The sequence below is a fragment of the Pseudomonas pseudonitroreducens genome, assembly GCF_021603645.1.
GTDB lineage: Bacteria > Pseudomonadota > Gammaproteobacteria > Pseudomonadales > Pseudomonadaceae > Pseudomonas > Pseudomonas pseudonitroreducens.
In genome coordinates, this window is record NZ_BQHJ01000010.1 from 227945 (window position 1) to 246141 (window position 18197).

Annotated in this window: 21 protein-coding genes; 19 read left to right on the top strand and 2 right to left on the bottom strand. The window is 64.1% G+C overall.

All coding sequences use genetic code 11. From position 1 onward, the window contains the following. Positions 1–47: 47 nt before the first annotated feature. The 6 genes from L6D89_RS23685 (at position 48) to trpE (ending at position 6821) form a co-directional block, all read left to right on the top strand. The gene (locus L6D89_RS23685) at positions 48–1097 is read left to right on the top strand and encodes an ABC transporter substrate-binding protein (RefSeq protein ID WP_169942396.1); all 1050 of its coding nucleotides are present in this window, start codon (positions 48–50) and stop codon (positions 1095–1097) included. Between the two features lie 241 nt (positions 1098–1338). Next, on the top strand, positions 1339–2586 hold the full coding sequence (locus tag L6D89_RS23690) for an ABC transporter permease (RefSeq protein WP_054908040.1): 1248 nt from the start codon (positions 1339–1341) through the stop codon (positions 2584–2586). Between the two features lie 16 nt (positions 2587–2602). Continuing rightward, positions 2603–3430, top strand: a complete 828-nt coding sequence (locus L6D89_RS23695) for an ABC transporter permease (RefSeq protein WP_054908041.1) — start codon at positions 2603–2605, stop codon at positions 3428–3430. Positions 3431–3621: 191 nt separating this feature from the next. Next, a complete protein-coding gene (rpe, locus tag L6D89_RS23700; RefSeq protein ID WP_045212681.1) occupies positions 3622–4296 on the top strand; it encodes a ribulose-phosphate 3-epimerase in 675 nt (224 codons plus the stop codon). Further along, positions 4296–5114: a phosphoglycolate phosphatase gene (locus tag L6D89_RS23705; protein WP_236201368.1), complete on the top strand. Its 819-nt coding sequence runs from the start codon at positions 4296–4298 to the stop codon at positions 5112–5114. The genes rpe and L6D89_RS23705 overlap by 1 nt, the downstream gene beginning before the upstream one ends. A gap of 213 nt (positions 5115–5327) precedes the next feature. Next, complete coding sequence (gene trpE / locus L6D89_RS23710; protein ID WP_236201369.1) at positions 5328–6821, top strand: anthranilate synthase component I; 1494 nt, start codon at positions 5328–5330, stop codon at positions 6819–6821. Positions 6822–7221: 400 nt separating this feature from the next. Here trpE and L6D89_RS23715 read toward each other — a convergent pair whose 3' ends face one another. Both L6D89_RS23715 and L6D89_RS23720 read right to left on the bottom strand, forming a co-directional pair. Further along, positions 7222–7548 carry a pyocin activator PrtN family protein gene (locus L6D89_RS23715; RefSeq protein WP_236172617.1) on the bottom strand — a complete coding sequence of 109 codons (327 nt, stop codon included), beginning with the start codon at positions 7546–7548 and terminating at the stop codon, positions 7222–7224. A 121-nt stretch (positions 7549–7669) separates the two neighbouring features. Next, positions 7670–8440: an XRE family transcriptional regulator gene (locus tag L6D89_RS23720; protein ID WP_236201370.1), complete on the bottom strand. Its 771-nt coding sequence runs from the start codon at positions 8438–8440 to the stop codon at positions 7670–7672. Between the two features lie 414 nt (positions 8441–8854). Here L6D89_RS23720 and L6D89_RS23725 point away from each other — a divergent pair, with 414 nt between their 5' ends. The 13 genes from L6D89_RS23725 to L6D89_RS23785 all read left to right on the top strand — a co-directional run bounded on the left by L6D89_RS23725 (position 8855) and on the right by L6D89_RS23785 (position 18062). Then, entirely contained in the window at positions 8855–9064 is a 210-nt protein-coding gene (locus tag L6D89_RS23725; protein WP_236172615.1) for a TraR/DksA C4-type zinc finger protein, read from the top strand. Positions 9065–9083: 19 nt separating this feature from the next. Next, positions 9084–9443: a PA0613 family protein gene (locus L6D89_RS23730; protein ID WP_236201371.1), complete on the top strand. Its 360-nt coding sequence runs from the start codon at positions 9084–9086 to the stop codon at positions 9441–9443. 83 nt (positions 9444–9526) lie between these two features. Next, entirely contained in the window at positions 9527–10000 is a 474-nt protein-coding gene (locus L6D89_RS23735) for a GNAT family N-acetyltransferase (protein ID WP_236201372.1), read from the top strand. 317 nt (positions 10001–10317) lie between these two features. Continuing rightward, the gene (locus L6D89_RS23740) at positions 10318–10662 is read left to right on the top strand and encodes a phage holin family protein (protein ID WP_024763586.1); all 345 of its coding nucleotides are present in this window, start codon (positions 10318–10320) and stop codon (positions 10660–10662) included. A gap of 17 nt (positions 10663–10679) precedes the next feature. After that, the gene (locus L6D89_RS23745; protein WP_236201373.1) at positions 10680–11210 is read left to right on the top strand and encodes a hypothetical protein; all 531 of its coding nucleotides are present in this window, start codon (positions 10680–10682) and stop codon (positions 11208–11210) included. Beyond that, entirely contained in the window at positions 11207–11770 is a 564-nt protein-coding gene (locus L6D89_RS23750) for a phage baseplate assembly protein V (RefSeq protein ID WP_236201374.1), read from the top strand. Before L6D89_RS23745 ends, L6D89_RS23750 begins: the two co-directional genes overlap by 4 nt. Before the next feature lie 109 nt (positions 11771–11879). Continuing rightward, a complete protein-coding gene (locus L6D89_RS23755) occupies positions 11880–12206 on the top strand; it encodes a GPW/gp25 family protein (protein ID WP_236201375.1) in 327 nt (108 codons plus the stop codon). Next, positions 12203–13093 carry a baseplate assembly protein gene (locus L6D89_RS23760; RefSeq protein ID WP_236201376.1) on the top strand — a complete coding sequence of 297 codons (891 nt, stop codon included), beginning with the start codon at positions 12203–12205 and terminating at the stop codon, positions 13091–13093. Before L6D89_RS23755 ends, L6D89_RS23760 begins: the two co-directional genes overlap by 4 nt. Further along, complete coding sequence (locus L6D89_RS23765; protein ID WP_236201377.1) at positions 13086–13700, top strand: phage tail protein I; 615 nt, start codon at positions 13086–13088, stop codon at positions 13698–13700. Before L6D89_RS23760 ends, L6D89_RS23765 begins: the two co-directional genes overlap by 8 nt. Then, entirely contained in the window at positions 13691–15880 is a 2190-nt protein-coding gene (locus L6D89_RS23770) for a phage tail-collar fiber domain-containing protein (protein WP_236201378.1), read from the top strand. The genes L6D89_RS23765 and L6D89_RS23770 overlap by 10 nt, the downstream gene beginning before the upstream one ends. A 152-nt stretch (positions 15881–16032) precedes the next feature. Beyond that, positions 16033–17193 carry a phage tail sheath subtilisin-like domain-containing protein gene (locus L6D89_RS23775; RefSeq protein ID WP_236201379.1) on the top strand — a complete coding sequence of 387 codons (1161 nt, stop codon included), beginning with the start codon at positions 16033–16035 and terminating at the stop codon, positions 17191–17193. Positions 17194–17205: 12 nt separating this feature from the next. After that, positions 17206–17709, top strand: a complete 504-nt coding sequence (locus L6D89_RS23780; RefSeq protein WP_236201380.1) for a phage major tail tube protein — start codon at positions 17206–17208, stop codon at positions 17707–17709. 11 nt (positions 17710–17720) lie between these two features. After that, positions 17721–18062: a phage tail assembly protein gene (locus tag L6D89_RS23785; protein WP_236201381.1), complete on the top strand. Its 342-nt coding sequence runs from the start codon at positions 17721–17723 to the stop codon at positions 18060–18062. Positions 18063–18197: the final 135 nt, after the last annotated feature.

An 18197-nucleotide genomic window follows, 5' to 3' on the forward strand; every position in this document is an offset into this window, starting at 1 on the left:
CGGACGCATCCAAGAAAAACAAACTGCACACTGTGGAGACAACAATAATGTCGAAGTCCTTGAAAGCATCGGGGCTCAAACTCGCAGCGCTGACTCTGGGCGTGGCCTTTGCGGCCCAGTCCATGGCCGCCACCGACCTGACCGTGGTGTCCTTCGGCGGTGCCAACAAGAACGCCCAGGTGAAGGCGTTCTACGAGCCCTACGAAAAATCCACCGGCAACAAGATCGTCGCCGGCGAATACAACGGCGAGATGGCCAAGGTGAAGGCCATGGTCGACACCAACAGCGTCTCCTGGGACCTGGTGGAAGTCGAATCGCCGGAACTGGCCCGCGGCTGTGACGAAGGCCTGTTCGAAGAGATCGACCCGGCCATCCTCGGCAAGGCTGAAGACTACGTGCCGGGCGCCGTCAGCAACTGCGGCGTCGGCTTCTTCGTCTGGTCCACCGTGCTGGCCTACAACGCCGACAAGCTGAAGAGCGCGCCGACCAGCTGGGCCGATTTCTGGGACACCCAGAAATTCCCGGGCAAGCGCGGCCTGCGCAAGGGCGCCAAGTACACCCTGGAATTCGCCCTGATGGCCGACGGCGTCGCGCCCAAGGACGTCTACAAGGTGCTGGCCACCAAGGACGGTCAGGACCGCGCCTTCAAGAAACTCGACCAGATCAAGCCGAGCATCCAGTGGTGGGAAGCCGGCGCCCAGCCGCCGCAGTACCTCGCCTCCGGTGACGTGGTCATGAGCTCCGCCTACAACGGCCGCATCGCCGCCGTGCAGAAAGAGAGCAACCTGAAGATCGTCTGGAACGGCGGCATCTACGACTTCGACGCCTGGGCCATCCCGAAAGGCGCCAAGAAGAAAGACGAGAGCCTCAAGTTCATCGCCTTCTCGGTCCAGCCCGAGCAGCAGAAGACCTACTCCGAGAACATCGCCTACGGCCCGGTCAACAAGAACGCCGTACCGCTGCTGAGCAAGGACCTGCTGAAAGACATGCCGACTACCCCGGAAAACATGCAGGGCCAGGTAGGCATGGACGTGACCTTCTGGGCTGACTACGGCGAGCAGTTGGAGCAGCGCTTCAACGCCTGGGCTGCCAAGTAAGAGTCGCCGGCAAAACTGTTCTGGCGTTGTTGCCTGGCCTTGCCGTACTGACAGGTACTGTCTGCGGCCAGGCGCCTAGCCAGAATCGCTTCGCTCAGTTTTGTCGACGACTCGCGTAACGTCCCCACCGTCGCGGCTGCCCGAGCCGCGATGGACCGGAGCCGCCGTTCCCCCTCGCGGCGGTTCCTCCTGACACCACACCTTGGCCGCCCTCGGGCGGCCCGTTTTACCGGAGTTCGCTATGGCCACCGCTGTGTCTCTGAACGAGGTCGCCGGCCCCACCCTCAAGCAGCGCCTGGCGCGCGCGGAGCGGATGAATCGTCTGAAGTCCCAGGCGCTGGTGCTGCCCCTGCTGGTCTTCCTGCTGCTGACCTTCCTGGTGCCCATCGCGGCGCTGCTCTACAAGAGCGTGAACAACCCCGAGGTCGTCGGCGCGATGCCGCTGACCGTCAACGCCATTTCCGAATGGGACGGCAAGTCGCTGCCCTCGGATGCGGTGTACAAGGCGCTGAGCGAAGACCTGGTCGCCGCGCGCAAGAACCAGACCATCGGTGATCTTTCCAAACGCCTGAACATGGAACTGGCCGGCTACCGCAGCCTGCTGTCCAAGACTGCCCGCGCGCTGCCGTTCAAGGAGCAGCCGGCGTCGTACAAAGACGCGATGGAGGCTCTCGACGAGCGCTGGGGCGACCCGGCCTACTGGCAGGCGATCCGCCGCAATGCCAGCTCCGTCACGCCCTATTATCTGCTGGCGGCTCTGGATCACCGCATTGACGACCTGGGCGAGATTGCCCGTGCGACGCCCGACCAGTCGATCTACCTGGACATCTTCGCCCGCACCTTCTGGATGGGCGCGGTGATCACCCTGATCTGCCTGGCGCTGGCCTACCCCCTGGCCTACCTGCTGGCGATCCTGCCGACCCGCAAGTCCAACCTGCTGATGATCATGGTGCTACTGCCGTTCTGGACCTCGATTCTGGTGCGTGTCGCCGCGTGGATCGTGCTGTTGCAGTCGGGCGGCCTGATCAACGGCGCGCTGCTGAAGATGGGCCTGATCGACCAGCCGCTGCAACTGGTGTTCAACCGCACTGGCGTGTACATCTCCATGGTGCACATCATGCTGCCGTTCATGATCCTGCCGATCTACAGCGTGATGAAGGGCATTTCCCCGAGCTACATGCGCGCCGCGATTTCCCTGGGCTGCCACCCGTTCGCCAGCTTCTGGAAGGTCTACTTCCCGCAGACTGTGGCCGGTGTCGGCGCCGGTTGCCTGCTGGTGTTCATCCTGTCGATCGGCTACTACATCACCCCGGCTCTGCTGGGCAGCCCGAACGACCAGATGGTCAGCTACTTCGTCGCCTTCTACACCAACACCACCATCAACTGGGGCATGGCCACGGCCCTGGGCGGCCTGCTGCTGTTCGCCACCCTGGTGCTCTACGTGATCTACGGCTGGCTGGTGGGCGCGAGCCGCCTGCGCCTGGGCTGATGAGGAGAACAAGAAGATGCTGAGTCCTTACATGTCCCCGGTCGAGCGCGTGTGGTTCTACACCCTGCGCATCCTCTGCGGCCTGATCCTGCTGTTCCTGGTGTTGCCGGTACTGGTCATCGTGCCGCTGTCGTTCAACTCCGGCACCTTCCTGGTCTACCCGCTGCAGGGTTTCTCCCTGCGCTGGTACGCCGACTTCTTCAACTCCGCCGAGTGGATGCGCGCGTTGACCAACAGCATCATCGTCGCCCCGGCGGCCACCGTGCTGGCGATGGTCTTCGGCACCCTGGCGTCGATCGGCCTGACCCGCGGCGACTTCCGCGGCAAGGCGCTGATCATGAGCCTGGTGATCTCGCCGATGGTCGTGCCGGTGGTGATCATCGGCGTGGCGAGCTACCTGTTCTTCGCGCCGCTGGGCCTGGGCAACAGCTACATCTCGCTGATCATCGTCCACGCGGTGCTCGGTGTGCCCTTCGTCATCATCACCGTGTCGGCGACCCTGCAGGGCTTCAACTACAACCTGGTGCGCGCCGCCGCCAGCCTGGGCGCGCCGCCGGTGCTGACCTTCTTCAAGGTCACCCTGCCGCTGATCGCTCCCGGTGTGATTTCCGGTGCGCTGTTCGCCTTCGCCACCTCCTTCGACGAAGTGGTGGTGACCCTGTTCCTCGCCGGCCCCGAGCAAGCCACCCTGCCGCGCCAGATGTTCAGCGGCATCCGCGAGAACCTCAGCCCGACCATCGCCGCCGCGGCGACCCTGTTGATCGGTTTCTCCGTCCTGCTCCTGCTGACCCTCGAGTGGCTGCGCGGCCGCAGCGAGAAACTGCGGACTGCACCGACTTCCTGATTCACAGTGTTTCGCGGACGTTTCCGTCCCTGTGCTCACCCACGGGGGCGGGATCGATCCGCGATTTTTTTTGCCCGCTTTCCCTTCCGCTTCCAAGTCCTTTCCGTTTCGACTATCGGCCCGATCCCCTTCGAGCCTTCCGAGCGGCTACAATGCGCGCCATCCGTGATTTCCGCCCACAGAGGTGCGCCATGCAACCCTACGCCATCGCTCCGTCGATCCTTTCCGCCGACTTCGCCCGCCTGGGTGAGGACGTCGACAAGGTGCTCGCTGCCGGCGCCGATATCGTTCACTTCGACGTGATGGATAACCACTACGTGCCGAACCTCACCATCGGCCCGATGGTCTGCACGGCCCTGCGCAAGTACGGCGTCACCGCACCCATCGACGTGCACCTGATGGTCTCCCCGGTGGACCGCATCATCGGCGACTTCATCGAAGCCGGCGCCACCTACATCACCTTCCACCCGGAAGCCACCCAGCACATCGACCGTTCCCTGCAACTGATCAAGGACGGCGGCTGCAAGGCCGGCCTGGTGTTCAACCCGGCCACCTCGCTGGACGCGCTGAAGTACGTGATGGACAAGATCGACATGGTCCTGCTGATGAGCGTGAACCCCGGCTTTGGCGGGCAGAAGTTCATCCCCGGCACCCTCGACAAGCTGCGCGAAGCCCGCGCGCTGATCGATGCTTCCGGTCGCGACATCCGCCTGGAAATCGACGGCGGGGTGAACGTGAAGAACATCCGCGAGATCGCCGCTGCTGGCGCCGACACCTTTGTCGCCGGCTCCGCGATCTTCAACGCACCGGACTACGCCGAGGTCATCCGCGCCATGCATGCCGAGCTGGCGCAGGCGCGCAAGTGATGAGCGCTGCACAACTGCCGTTCGCCGGGCTGCCGCGTCTGGTGATGTTCGACCTGGACGGCACCCTGGTGGACTCGGTCCCCGACCTCGCCGCGGCGGTGGACAAGATGCTGCTGGCGCTCGGGCGCCAGCCGGCCGGCCTGGACGCGGTGCGTCACTGGGTCGGCAACGGTGCGCGCGTACTGGTGCGCCGCGCCCTGGCGGGCGACATCGAGCATGAAAGTGTCAGTGAGGAAGACACCGAGCGCGCACTTGAGCTGTTCATGGAGGCTTACGCCGACAGCCATGCGTTGACCGTGGTCTACCCCGGCGTCATCGAGACCCTGAAGTGGCTGAAGAAGCGCGGCGTCGAGCTGGCGCTGATCACCAACAAGCCCGAGCGCTTCGTCGGCCCGCTGCTGGACGAAATGAAGCTGGGCAAGTTCTTCCGCTGGATCATCGGCGGCGACACCCTGCCGCAGCAGAAGCCTGACCCGGCTGCGCTGCTGTTCGTGATGAAAATGGCCGGTGTGTCGGCGGAGCAGGCGCTGTTCGTCGGCGATTCGCGCAACGACATTCTCGCCGCCAAGGCCGCCGGTGTGCGCAGTGTGGGTCTGAGCTACGGCTACAACCACGGTCGCCCCATCGCCGAGGAAAACCCGACACTGGTGCTCGACGACCTGCGCCATCTGCTGCCTTGCTTCGACTCGGGCAAAGCGATAGTGTTGCCTGACTCCGCTTCAAAACCCGCTCAGCGAGACAGCACCGTGGAAACGGCTCCCCACACACTCTGGATGAAAGTCATCAAGGCCCTGGCCCGCTGGCGCTGGCGCGCCTGACATCCTTTGGCCGGCCCGCCCGGCGTGTGTGCACCCAAGTCCGTTTCCCCCTCAGAGCCCGTTTACTATCTGCTGCGCGTCGGCGGCACTGCGTTGAAATCGCTTTCGAGATGCTCATTTACTGCGTGTAAACTCCGCTCTCTCAAGCGATTTCGCCTTGTTCCGCTCTAGCTCGCGAGATCCTAAACAGGCTCTTATTCCACGAGGCTGATCATGACCCGCGAAGAATTCCAGCGCCTGGCCGCCGAAGGCTACAACCGCATTCCGCTGACCTGCGAAACCCTTGCCGACTTCGACACTCCGCTGTCGATCTACCTGAAGCTCGCCGACGGCCCGAACACCTACCTGCTCGAGTCCGTGCAGGGCGGCGAGAAGTGGGGCCGCTACTCGATCATCGGCCTGCCCAGCCGCACCGTGCTGCGCGTCTACGGTCACCAGGCGAGCATCAAGGTCGACGGCGTCGAAACCGAGAGCTTCGAGTGCGCCGACCCGCTGGCCTTCGTCGAGGAATTCAAGGAGCGCTATCGCGTGCCGACCATCGCCGGCCTGCCGCGTTTCAACGGCGGCCTGGTCGGCTACTTCGGCTATGACTGCGTGCGCTACGTCGAGCAGCGCCTGGCGCAATGCCCGAACCCGGACCCGCTGAACAATCCGGACATCCTGCTGATGGTCTCCGACGCGGTCGTCGTGTTCGATAACCTCGCCGGCAAGATGCACGCGATCGTCCTCGCCGATCCGGCCCAGGCCGACGCCTACGACAAGGGCCTGGCACAACTGGATGCGCTGCTGGAACGCCTGCGCCAGCCGATCACCCCGCGCCGCGGCCTGGATTTCAGCGCAGTCAATGCACCGGAGCCGCAGTTCCGCGCCAGCTTCACCCGCGAGGATTACGAGCGGGCGGTGGACACCGTGAAGGAGTACATCCTCGCCGGTGACTGCATGCAGGTCGTGCCGTCGCAGCGCATGTCCATCGACTTCAGCGCCGCGCCCATCGACCTCTACCGCGCGCTGCGCTGCTTCAACCCGACGCCGTACATGTACTTCTTCAACTTCGGCGACTTCCATGTCGTCGGCAGCTCGCCGGAAGTACTGGTGCGCGTCGAGGATGGCGAAGTCACCGTGCGGCCCATCGCCGGTACCCGCCCGCGTGGCGCGACCGAAGAGGCCGACCGCGCGCTGGAAGAAGACCTGCTGTCCGACGCCAAGGAAATCGCCGAGCACCTGATGCTCATCGACCTCGGTCGCAACGACGTCGGTCGCGTATCGCAGACCGGCAGCGTGAAGGTCACCGAACAGATGGTGATCGAGCGCTACTCCAACGTCATGCACATCGTGTCCAACGTGAACGGCCAGCTCAAGCCGGAGCTGAGCGCGATGGACGCCCTGCGCGCCATCCTGCCGGCCGGCACTCTGTCCGGCGCACCGAAGATTCGCGCGATGGAAATCATCGACGAGCTGGAGCCGGTCAAGCGCGGTGTCTACGGTGGCGCTGTCGGCTACCTCGCCTGGAACGGCAACATGGATACCGCCATCGCCATCCGCACCGCGGTGATCAAGAACGGCGAACTCCACGTGCAGGCCGGCGGCGGCATCGTTGCCGACTCGGTGCCAGCGGCGGAGTGGGAAGAAACCATCAACAAGCGCCGCGCGATGTTCCGCGCCGTAGCTCTGGCTGAGCACACCGCGCGTTTGCACGGCAACGATTGAGTCGCTGACTCGACTGAAAAGCCCCGCTTCGGCGGGGCTTTTTATTTTCGCAGGAGCGGACTCCGTTCGCGGCGGGGCGGCGCGGTTCGTGGATATCGCGGACAGAATCCGCTTGTGCCAGATGGTTTCACGCTCAGATCGACCCTCACCCTAACCCTCTCCCAGAGGGAGAGGGGACCGTTCGGCGCAGGATGAAATCTTGGCGTCAGCCGGCGCAATCGGCTTCCTCTCCCTTCGGAGTGGCGCGCGCAGCCAGGGTTGGGGAGAGGGAAACTCCCCACGCAAAAGTTTCTCAATGGCACGGCTTTTCGTAGGAGCGAGCTTGCTCGCGAACAGCGTTCGCCGGCGGCCCCCGACGTTAAGCGGGTTCGCGAGCAAGCTTGCTCCTACAAGAGCCCAATCACCCAGCCTGGCGCGCCTCCACCACCTGCAGATTCGCTTTGCGCCGGGCAAGGGCGGCGTCTGCCTGCTGTGAACGTTCTTCCACATACGCAGCGAGGTGATCCACTGCGACGTACTGCATCGCCTTGTGGCTGTCGTCCAGGGTGGTCACCGGCAGGGCGATGCGCCCGCAGGACAGTGCCTTGCTGAAATTCTCCCGGTTCAGGTTGCGGAACCAGCGCTCGCGCACCTGCTCCAGCGGCACCAGGACGTCCCCGAAAATCTGATAGACCAGGCTCACCGTCTCCGGGCGCGGGGCGGGGCGAATAGCGGCGGTCGACTGCATGGGACTCTCCTGTTCCGATGGTGGTAGCGACAGGAGTAAATATAGCAAAGGTTGTATTTGTATTCAATCGCCGAGCAGAGAAAACCCCGCCGAAGCGGGGTCTTCCTCATGCGAAACAGGCTCAGCGAACCAGCGTCGGTGCGCGGCGATGGCGCACCGTGGACCACCAGAACACCCAGCCGATCATGCGGATTTGGCCGCTGTCGAACTGCTCCGCCGGGTATTCCTCGTCGGGGTATTCGTCACGGTTGAAGCTGCGCAGGCGGATGCCGCCACCGGGCAGGCGATAGACGAACTTCACCCGCAGCATGCCCTCGTGTTCCAGGGCATAGATCTCGCCGTCGGTGATGTGCGTGGTGGCCGTGTCGATGCCGATGGTGGAGCCATCCATGATCAGCGGTTCCATGCTGTTGCCGGTGAGCTGGGCGCAGATCGCCGCCGCCGGGTCGACCCCCGCCGCGCGCAGAGTGGCGTAGGAGAAACGCAGCTTGCGCCCCTCTATCTCGCGCACTGCGGTGCGTCCGGCGCCGGCCGCCAGTTCCACTTCCTTGTACAGGCGTAGTTCCACTTCGTCCTCGTCCAGCGGTGTGTCGCTATCCCATGGGTGCAGTGGTTCCAGGCGCAGCGGGCTGCCATCGGCAGGGCGTGGCGCGGGGGCGCTGGTGGCCGCGGTCGGCGAGCCTTCGCCGGTGGCCAGCCAGGTCGGCGAGACGCCCAGCGCGCTGGCGATCTCGATCAGCTTGCGCGTGCTCTGTGCCTTGCCCGAGGTCAGCTTGTGGATGGTGTTCTGCGAAACCCCGGCGGCTTCGGCCAGGGTTTCCTGCTTGAGGTTACGCGAGGCCATTGCCTGTTTCAGGCGGTCGGCCAGCGTCGATGAGGGTGAGTTTTCCATGGGAGCACTCTACCTCCTGGGTTGTAGCGTGTAAATAGCTTTGGTGTTGACTAAATATAGCTATGGTTGTAATTATAAAAGCCAGCAGCCAAACGAAGAGATGAATTGCAGTTCGGCTGAAGGGAGGCGAACGGCTTCCCTCTCACCGCGGCAAGGATGCCGCGGGTTGCCTGCGAAGCGCGATGCGCGGGGCAGGCTGGAGGGCGCGGGCGGGCCAGGGAGGTGCCGCCCGCGCACCGGCAAGGGACGCCACCACGATGGTCAGGCGTCCGCGACGAACAGATCGCGACTGACCACCACAGGCCGACCGAAGGCTCGGCGACCACGGAGGGCAGGTCGCCAGGAGGACCTTCATGAATCAACACCTGCAACACGCCAGGCATTCCACTCGTACCGCCGACGCGGAGGTGCGCCGTGGCTGATATCGCCGACTACGCCAACGACCTGGTGCTCGACCGCATCGAGGACCTGCTGCACAGCCGTCGTTCTCGCCTGGCGGTCAGTTCCGCCGAGTACTGCGAAGACTGCGGCGAGGACATCCCGCCGGCGCGCCGCCTGGCCGCGCCGGGCTGCACACGCTGCATCGACTGCCAGGCAATGGATGAACTGGAGCGGCGGCACTGAGCCGCCAGGGAGAAACGCCGTGATCAAGCCGATCGATGAAATGCTCAAGCTCTGGGCCGAAGAGATGCACAACCCCGGCAGCGCGGGCGGTGGCTACGCCGGCGGCAACCTGCTGGCGATGATGATCGCCAACAAGGGCGAGATGATCCGCGGCACCCGGGGCAGCAAGGTGATCCTCGACCGCGTTGCCGAACTGGACCTGATCATCAACCAGCTGCCCGATGAGCAGAAGGACGTCGTCACCGAGCACTACCTCAACCGCGACAGCGAAGCCGCGCAGAAGTACCGGCACTGCCGCTGCAGCCGCAACACCTTCTACCTGCGCCTGCACGTGGCACACCAGAGTATCCAGTCGCGGCTGATGCGCCGCGCCGCCTGAGTCCCCCCGGTAACCATTCGAAGCCCGGCCTTGCGCCGGGCTTCTTGTTTCGCGCGGGCGGCATTGCGCTATGCTCGCGGCCCATGACGACTCCCATCTCTGTCCGCCGCGCGGGGCCTGCCGACGCAGAGGCTATCCTGCGTATCCTCGGCGAAACCTACGAGGCCACCTGGAAGCCCGCACTGAGCGCCGAGGCCATCGCCTGCTTCGAGGCCTCTGCGCATACCGCCGCCTACGTGCGCGAGCGCCTGGCGCATTTCCAGGTCGCCTGCATCGATGGCGAGATCGTCGGCCTGCTCGATTGGCGCGACGACTTCATCGATGCCCTGCACGTCTCACCCGGCCAGCAGCGCCGTGGCATTGGTGCTGTGTTGCTGGATCACGCGGAACAGAAAATCCGCGCTGCAGGTTTCTCTCAGGCCCGGTTGGAGACCGATACCTTCAACCATCAGGCGCGCGCCTTCTATGGCAAGCATGGCTATGCGGAAGTCGATTTCTACCCTGACGAGGAGTGGCACAGCGGCTTTACCACCGTGCTGATGATCAAGCCCCTCTGAAATTTCCGAAGGTTGATTTCTGCGTTTCGGCAGCACATTACGGTGTGTCATCTGTGTATTGCAGCGCATTCCCCGAGAAGCCTTGTCCCAGCGGGAATCGGGGGGTAAAAAGTAGTCATTCTTGTAAAGGTGCGTCCCCAGGGAGCACAACGCGAAACCTTAAAAAAGCCCGGCCATTGAGCCGGGCTTTTTCATGCCCGCGTTTTTTGATCCGTCGACTTCGGCGGTTCGCCGGCGGTCAGGCCGGCAGTCATCCCCGGCCGGCTGATAGCCGCCGGTTTCGCCCGTTCGCGGGCGTCTTTATCCAAGGTGAGCCAATGGGCAACGAACCTCAGACCCTGGCCGATGTGCCTTTGTGGGGGTTGATCCTGCTCGCAGTTGCGGGCGGCATCAGCGGTGAAATGTGGCGCGCCGACAAGGCCGGTCTGGGCGGCTGGCGGTTGCTGCGGCGGCTGGCGTTGCGTTCCGGCGCTTCGATCGTCTGCGGCATGGCGGTGATGTTCCTGGCCATGGCCTGTGGCGCCTCGCTGACGCTGGCTGCTGCCATCGGCAGCCTGACGGCGGCGGCCGGTGCAGAGATCGCCGTCGGCCTCTACGAACGCTGGGCGGCCAAGCGCCTGGGCGTCTGCGAACTGCCGCCAAGCGAGCGCGGACAAGAGTGATGCTTCAAGGAGACGACATGTCCGAACAACCTTTGACCCTCGCCCTGCTGCTCGACACGGTGGAGGAGGCGCTATCCACGCGATTGACCGAGATCGGCGCCTTTCTGCGTGGCCCACTCAAGCAAGCACCGGCGACACTTCCTGCGCTGGCGCTGGAGTACGCCGGCCTGCTGCCCGGGCGAGACCCCGGCAATGGGCAGACGGTGCTGATCTGCCGGCTGCAGGCGCGCATCCTGGTGCCGCGCGACGACGCGCAAGCCGAGGCGCTCGCGCTGCGCAATGTCGCCGCGCTGGCGGTGCTGTTGCGCGCCCAGAACTGGGGGTTGGAGCTGGAGCCAGTGAGCTTCATCCAGGCCCAGCCGGAACTTGACAATCCCCAGCTCGCGGCCTGCCGCGTGTGGCTGGTGGAGTGGCAACAGCCGGTGCTGCTGGGTGAAACCGAGTGGCCGTGGGAAGACCAGCCACCGGGAAGCCTGGTGCTGGGCTTCGACCCCGAGACCGGCCCCGGCCACGAGGACGACTACTTCGATCCGGGAGCCCTGCAATGAACCAGGACTACGTCAGCGCCGAGCATGACCGCATGCTCGCCGCGCTGGTCATGCCTTGCGAGGTGGTGGCGGTGGACCTGGCGGCAGCACGGGTGCGGGTGCGTTCCGGCGAGTGGACCAGCGCCTGGGTGCGCTGGCACGCGCAGGCTGCCGGCGTCGCCCGGCATTGGCGTGCGCCGAGTCTGGGCGAGCAGGGCGTGTTGCTCAGCCCTTCCGGCACGGCCGCCATGGGCACCTTCATACCGGGGCTGTTCGGCGCGGCATCGGCGCCGCCGAACAACCGTGGCGAGGTGGAGAGCTGGCATTTTCCCGACGGCGCGGTGCTGAGCTACGACTGGCAGGCGCATCGCTATGACCTGCAACTGCCTGCCGGTAGTGCAACGGTGAAGGTCGGTGGCACCCAGGTGGTGATCGACCCTGGCGCGGTGACTGTCAGCGCCGCCAGTATCCAGCTGAGCGGCCCGGTGAGCATCAAGGGTGCGCTGACGGTGAACGGCAATATCAGCAGTACCGGCTCGATCATGGATACCGCCGGCAACAGCAACCACCACACCCACTGACGACTGTCGATTATCAACCCGGGCCCGCCACGTGCGGGCCTTTGCATTTCTGGAGACCTGCCATGGGCAAAGAATCCTGTGCGCACCCCGAGTGGCGGAGGGCGCGGCCATGATCGGCATGGATCGGCGCAACGCTCAGCCGCTCAGTGGGCTGGCACACCTGAAACAATCCATCGAGGACATCCTCGGCACGCCACTGGGCAGCCGGCGCATGCGTCCGGAGTACGGTAGTCGCCTTCGGCGCATGGTCGACCTGCCGGTGACCGAAGGCTGGAAGGGCGCGGTACAGGCCGAAGTGGCCCGCGCTATCGGCCGCTGGGAGCCACGTCTGCGACTGAGTTCCGTGCAGGTCGTGGCAGTGGTCGCCGGCAGCGTTTCGCTGCGCCTGCGCGGCGTCTACCTGGGCGATGAAATCGGACTGGAGGTGGCGGCATGAGCCTGATCGACCTGTCTCAACTGCCCGCCCCCGAGGTGGTGGAGAGCCTCGACTACGAAACGCTCTACGAGGAGCTGCTGGCGGACTTTCGCAGTGCCATGGGCGAAGGCTGGAATGCCGCGGTGGAATCCGATCCGGTGGTCAAGCTGCTCGAGCTGGCGGCTTACCGCGAGTTGCTGCTGCGCGCGCGGATCAACGACGCAGCCCGGGCGGTGCTGCTCGGCTATGCGACCCAGGGCGACCTCGACCAACTGGCCGCCGGCTACAACGTCAAGCGCCTGGTGATTCAGCAGGCGGACGCCACCACCTCGCCGCCGACGCCGGCCGTGCTGGAGGGCGACGACTCGCTGCGCAACCGCACCCAGCTGGCCTTCGACCAGTTGTCGGTGGCCGGCCCGCGCAATGCCTACGTGGCCTTTGCGCTCGGCGCCGATGGACGTATTGCCGATGTCTCGGCGATCAGTCCGCAGCCGTGCCAAGCGCTGGTCAGCGTGCTGTCGTCCGAGGGCAATGGTGCTGCCTCGGAAGAGCTGCTTCAGGCGGTGCGCACTGCGCTGAACGATGAGGATGTGCGCCCGGTAGGCGACCGTCTCACGGTGCAGTCCGCCGCCATCGTGCCTTACCAGGTCGATGCCGTGCTCTACATCTACCCAGGGCCGGAGGCCGAGCTGATCCAGCAGGCTGCCGAAGCGTCGCTGCAGAGCTACATCGCCACCCAGCGCCGCATCGGCCGGGATATCCGCCGCAGCGCGCTGTTTGCCGCCCTGCATGTGGAGGGTGTGCAGCGCGTCGAACTGGCCAAGCCGGCGGCCGATGTGGTGCTCGATTCCACCCAGGCGGCGTATTGCAGCGGCTACCTGATCCGCGTCGGTGGCTCCGATGAGTAGCCGCCTGCTGCCGATCAATTCGACACCGCTGGAGCGCGTCCTGGCTGATGTGCAGGTCGCCGACCTGCCGGTGCCGCTGCGCGAACTGATGGACCCGCAACGCTGCCCTGTCGGGCTGTTGCCTTACCTGGCCTGGGCCTGGTCGGTGGACCGCTGGGACCCGGCCTGGAGCGAGGCGGTGAAGCGCAAGGCGGTGGCCGCGGCCTTCCGCATCCACCAGCACAAGGGAACCATCGCCGCGCTGCGGCGGGTGATCGAACCGCTGGGCTACCTGATCGAGATCATCGAGTGGTGGCAGGGCACGCCCATGGGCGAGCCGGGCACCTTTCGCCTGCGCATTGGCGTACTCGACAGCGGCATCAGCGAAGAAATGTACCAGGAGGTGGAGCGTCTGATCGAAGACGCCAAACCGCTCACGCGGCACCTCATCGGGCTGGATATCAGCCTGGAATCCCAGGGGCGGATCACCGTCGGCTCCGGGCAATACGACGGCGACATCGTCACCGTCTACCCCTACCTCCCGGATGTGATCGAAGCACTCGGCAGCTACGGCTTGCCGGGACGGGAGCACACCATCGATAGCTTGAGCGTCTACCCATGGCCGTAACCTACTACGCACTTCTCACCACGATCGGTGCCGGCAAGCTGGCGAATGCCACCGCGCTGGGCACTACCCTGAAAATCACCCAGCTCGCCCTGGGCGACGGCGGCGGCAACGTGCCGACCCCCGACGCCAGCCGCACGCAGCTGGTCAACGAAGTCCGCCGCGCGCCGCTGAACCGCCTGAGCGTCGACCCGGCGAACAGCTCGCAGATCATCGCCGAACAGGTCATCCCCGAAGATGTGGGCGGCTGGTGGATCCGCGAGATGGGCCTGTACGACGAAGCCGGCGCGCTGATCGCCTACGCCAACTGCGCGCCCTCCTATAAACCGCAACTGGCCGAAGGCAGCGGCCGCACCCAGACCGTGCGCATCGTGCTGATCGTCAGCAATGCGGCGTCGGTGGAGCTGAAGATCGATCCGAGCGTGGTGCTGGCGACTCGGGAGTATGTGGATAACTCCATCGTCACGGCGCTGAATCGGCTGGATTACAAGCAGTCGGTGCGTGTGGCGACTACCGCGAGCATCACGTTGAGTGGGTTGCAGACGGTGGATGGCGTAGTCCTGAAACCCGATTACCGTGTTCTGGTGAAGAACCAGAACAACGCAAGCCAGAACGGCATCTACATTGCTGCGACCGGCGGCTGGGCGCGCAGCGCCGACGCCGACGAAAACGCCGATGTGACGCCAAGCCTGACAGTACCTGTCGAGAGTGGTACCCAGAATGCAGACACTGTCTGGCAGTTGATTACTGATGCACCTATCGTTGTCGGCACCACTGCCCTGACTTTCCGCGACATTACCGATGGATTGGCGCGACTGCTCTCGCCCACCTTTACTGGTAGTCCAACTGCCCCAACGCCGGCTGCGACGTCCAGCGACACTAGTATTGCAACAACTGCGTTTGTCTCGAATCAGCTAGCGTTGGCTGGCTGGCGGATGAACACCGCTGGACCAACCATGACGGATGCAAACGACACTACGGTCCTGGCCGGATTTTACAATGTGCCGGCGAACACAAACGGACTTCCGTTAACACTTCCGGGCGCGGTACTTCACAAGGTCTATGGCACGGCTGGATTCCAGATGTACTCGCCGTATAACGCCGACAGACTCTTCTACCGGCGTCGCATCAATAGTTGGCAGGGGTGGCAGGAGCTCTCGACTACTTCATCGGTTTCGGCAGCGCTAGCGAGCGTTGGCTTCGGTCTTTCCACCAACCAGCCAAGCTGGCCGAATACCTCGCTAAATGATTGTACTGGCGTAACCACTGGCGTTTGGAGAACCATTGCGACCACGATTGACTACCCTGGTCCCGTGTCCACTCATAACATTGTGGAGTTCTATCTCCGTGATGCAATTTCTGCTGGTCAGTTCAATGGTCTACAAGTCGTTCATAACATCCAGAATAACCGACGTTACATGCGGACGGCGCTCGGAGCTGGGACAATTTCCGCACCTAACTGGGGAGGATGGAAGGAAGTCGCAACAACGGAGAGTCCTGTATTCACCGGCGCTCCTTCAGCTCCCACTCCAGCGCAATTTGACAGCGATGCTAGCCTCGCCACTACTGAGTTCGTGCAGAGGGCGTTGGGTAATTTGGCGGGCTTAGTCGGTTACACCTCGACGTCGGCCCTTTCCGCTGCTGATGCCGGAAAGATCATCGTCACCAGCTCAACGTTGCCAATTACTTTGACTTTGCCCGCCTTGTCGTCTGTGCCTGTTGGCGCAGTGCTCACTTTCTTGAACACGACGCAACCGCTCTTGACTGTCGTGTCCGGGGCTGGTGATGCATTGCACGGAGGCTCGGGAAATATTACCAGCTGCACGCTGGGATATGGCGACAACGTGTCCATAGTTCGGGGTTCTGTTGGGTGGACTCTCTTCGGAGGAAGTGCCCAATTGAAGTATTCCGGCAGTATGGCAGCGCAACTCATTGCTAACGGATATCAGAAGCTCCCCAGCGGCTTAATCATTCAATGGGGTTCAACAACGGTAACCCAGGCTAATACTTGGACGGTGGTCAACCTTCCCGTCCCCTTCACCATGAGTAGCGCGTTCCAAGTTATCTGCTCGCCAGCTTCAACTGGCCAAACTGGTGGTGGAGCGGGAGTTAGCAAATCTCAGATACAAGTGGCATGCAGCTCTGCCGGAGGGACAGTCTACTGGCTCGCGATGGGTGTCTGAAGAAAGACTCACCGGGCTTTGGCTCCCTGCCTAGAGCACACATTGCAAACTCCCACGATCTTCCATCACCTCGACTTTTGTCCGCCGTTCCTATTGGACGGGCAAACAACCAACCGCCTCCCGGCGGTTTTTTTATGTCTGGAGAAAACCCTATGAGCTTCTTTCACGGCGTCACCGTGACCAATGTCGACATCGGTGCGCGCACCATTGCGCTGCCGTCGTCCTCGATCATCGGCCTGGTGGATACCTTCACCCCCGACAGCAAGCTGACCGCCCAGGCGGACATGCCCGTGCTGCTCACCAACCTGCGTGAAGCGGCCGCCGCCTTCGGCACCGCGTCGGCGATCTACAAGTCCTGCACCGCGATCTTCACCCAGTCCGCCGCGGTGGTCGTGGCGGTGGGTGTGGCGAAAGTCGAGGATGCGGCACAGCTGACTTCCGCCATCATCGGCAGCGTCACCGAAGCCGGCCAGCGTACCGGTCTGCAGGCGCTGCTCGACGGCAAGTCGCGCTTCAATGCCCAGCCGCGCCTGCTGATCGCGCCGAAGCACTCCGCCACCCAGGCGGTGGCAACCGCCATGGGCGCGCTGGCCGAGAAGCTGCGCGCCATCGCCATCGTCGATGGCCCGAACACCACCGATGAGGCAGCGCTCGCCTACGCCGAAGAGTTCGGCAGCAAGCGTATCTTCCTGGTCGATCCGGGCGTGCAGTACTGGGATACCGCCAGCAGCGCCACCGTCGATGCGCCGGCCTCGGCCAACGCCGCCGCGCTGTTCGCCTGGACCGACAGCCAGTACGGCTTCTGGTCCTCGCCGTCGAACAAGGAACTGCTCGGCATCACCGGCACCGGGCGCCCCATCGAGTTCCTCGACGGCGACGAGACCTGCCGCGCCAACCTGCTCAACAACGCCAACATCACCACCATCATCCGCGACGACGGCTACCGCCTGTGGGGCAACCGCACCCTCTCCAGCGATGCCAAGTGGGCCTTCGTGACCCGCGTGCGGACCATGGACATGGTGATGGACGCGATCCTTGCTGGGCACAAGTGGGCGGTCGACCGCGGCATCACCAAGACCTACGTGAAGGACGTCACCGAGGGCCTGCAGGCCTTCATGCGCGACCTGAAGAACCAGGGTGCGGTGATCGACTTCGAGGTCTACGCCGACCCGGAACTCAACACCGCCAGCCAACTGGCCCAGGGCAAGGTGTACTGGAACATCCGCTTCACCGACGTACCGCCTGCCGAGAACCCCAACTTCCGCGTCGAGGTGACCGATCAGTGGCTCACCGAAGTCCTGGACGCAGCTTAAGGAGAACCCCAGATGATTCCGCAGATCCTCACCAACACCAACCTCTTCGTCGACGGCGTCAGCTTTGCCGGTGACGTGCCCTCCCTGACCCTGCCGACCCTCAAGGTGAAGACCCAGGAGTACCGTGCCGGCGGCATGGACGCTCCGGTCCTGCTCGACGTCGGCCTGGAGGCCATGGAAGCCAAATTCACCACCAACGGTGCACGCCGCGAGGCCATGAAGTTCTTCGGCCTGAGCGACCAGGGCGCCTTCAACGGCACCTTCCGTGGCTCCTTCAAGACTCAGAAGGGCGGCAGCGTGCCGGTGGTCGCCACCGTTCGCGGCCTGCTCAAGGAAATCAACCCGGGCGACTGGAAGGCCGGCGACCTGGCCGCCTGCACCTACAGCGTGGCGGTCTCCTACTACAAGCTGGAGGTCGAAGGCCGCGAGATGTTCGAGATCGACCCGGCCAACTCGGTGCGCAAGATCGACGGTGTCGACCAGCTCGCTGCCATGCGTAACGACCTGGGCGTCTGAGGAGAGCCGTGATGCAAGACTCCGTCAAACAGCCCGCGTGGTTGAGCCTGTCCGAGGACGCGGCGTTGGTGCAACTGTCGCGCCCGACCTCCTGCAACGGCATCGATGTCGACACCCTGACCCTGCGTGCGCCGACCGTGCGCGACATCCGTCTGGCCAGCAAGGTGGCCAGTGATGATGAGGAGCGCGAACTGCAACTGTTTGCCTCGCTGCTGCAGGTCAGCCGCCAGGACCTGGAGGGGCTGAAACTCAGTGACTACCAGCGGCTGCAGCACGCCTACTTTCGCCTGGTGCGAGACGACGGCGATGAGCTTCGCGTTGATGCGCCAGTTGGCGCGGCGACTGGCGACTGAGTCGGGCTTCACGGCCGGCGAACTGGAACGCATGACCCTGAGCGACCTGCGTTGGTGGCTCGGGGACGAGGCGGGCTAGTTCGCTCTCAAGGAGCGTCGGGTGACCGGCGCTCCCTTGTCGTCGAAGTGGCGAAT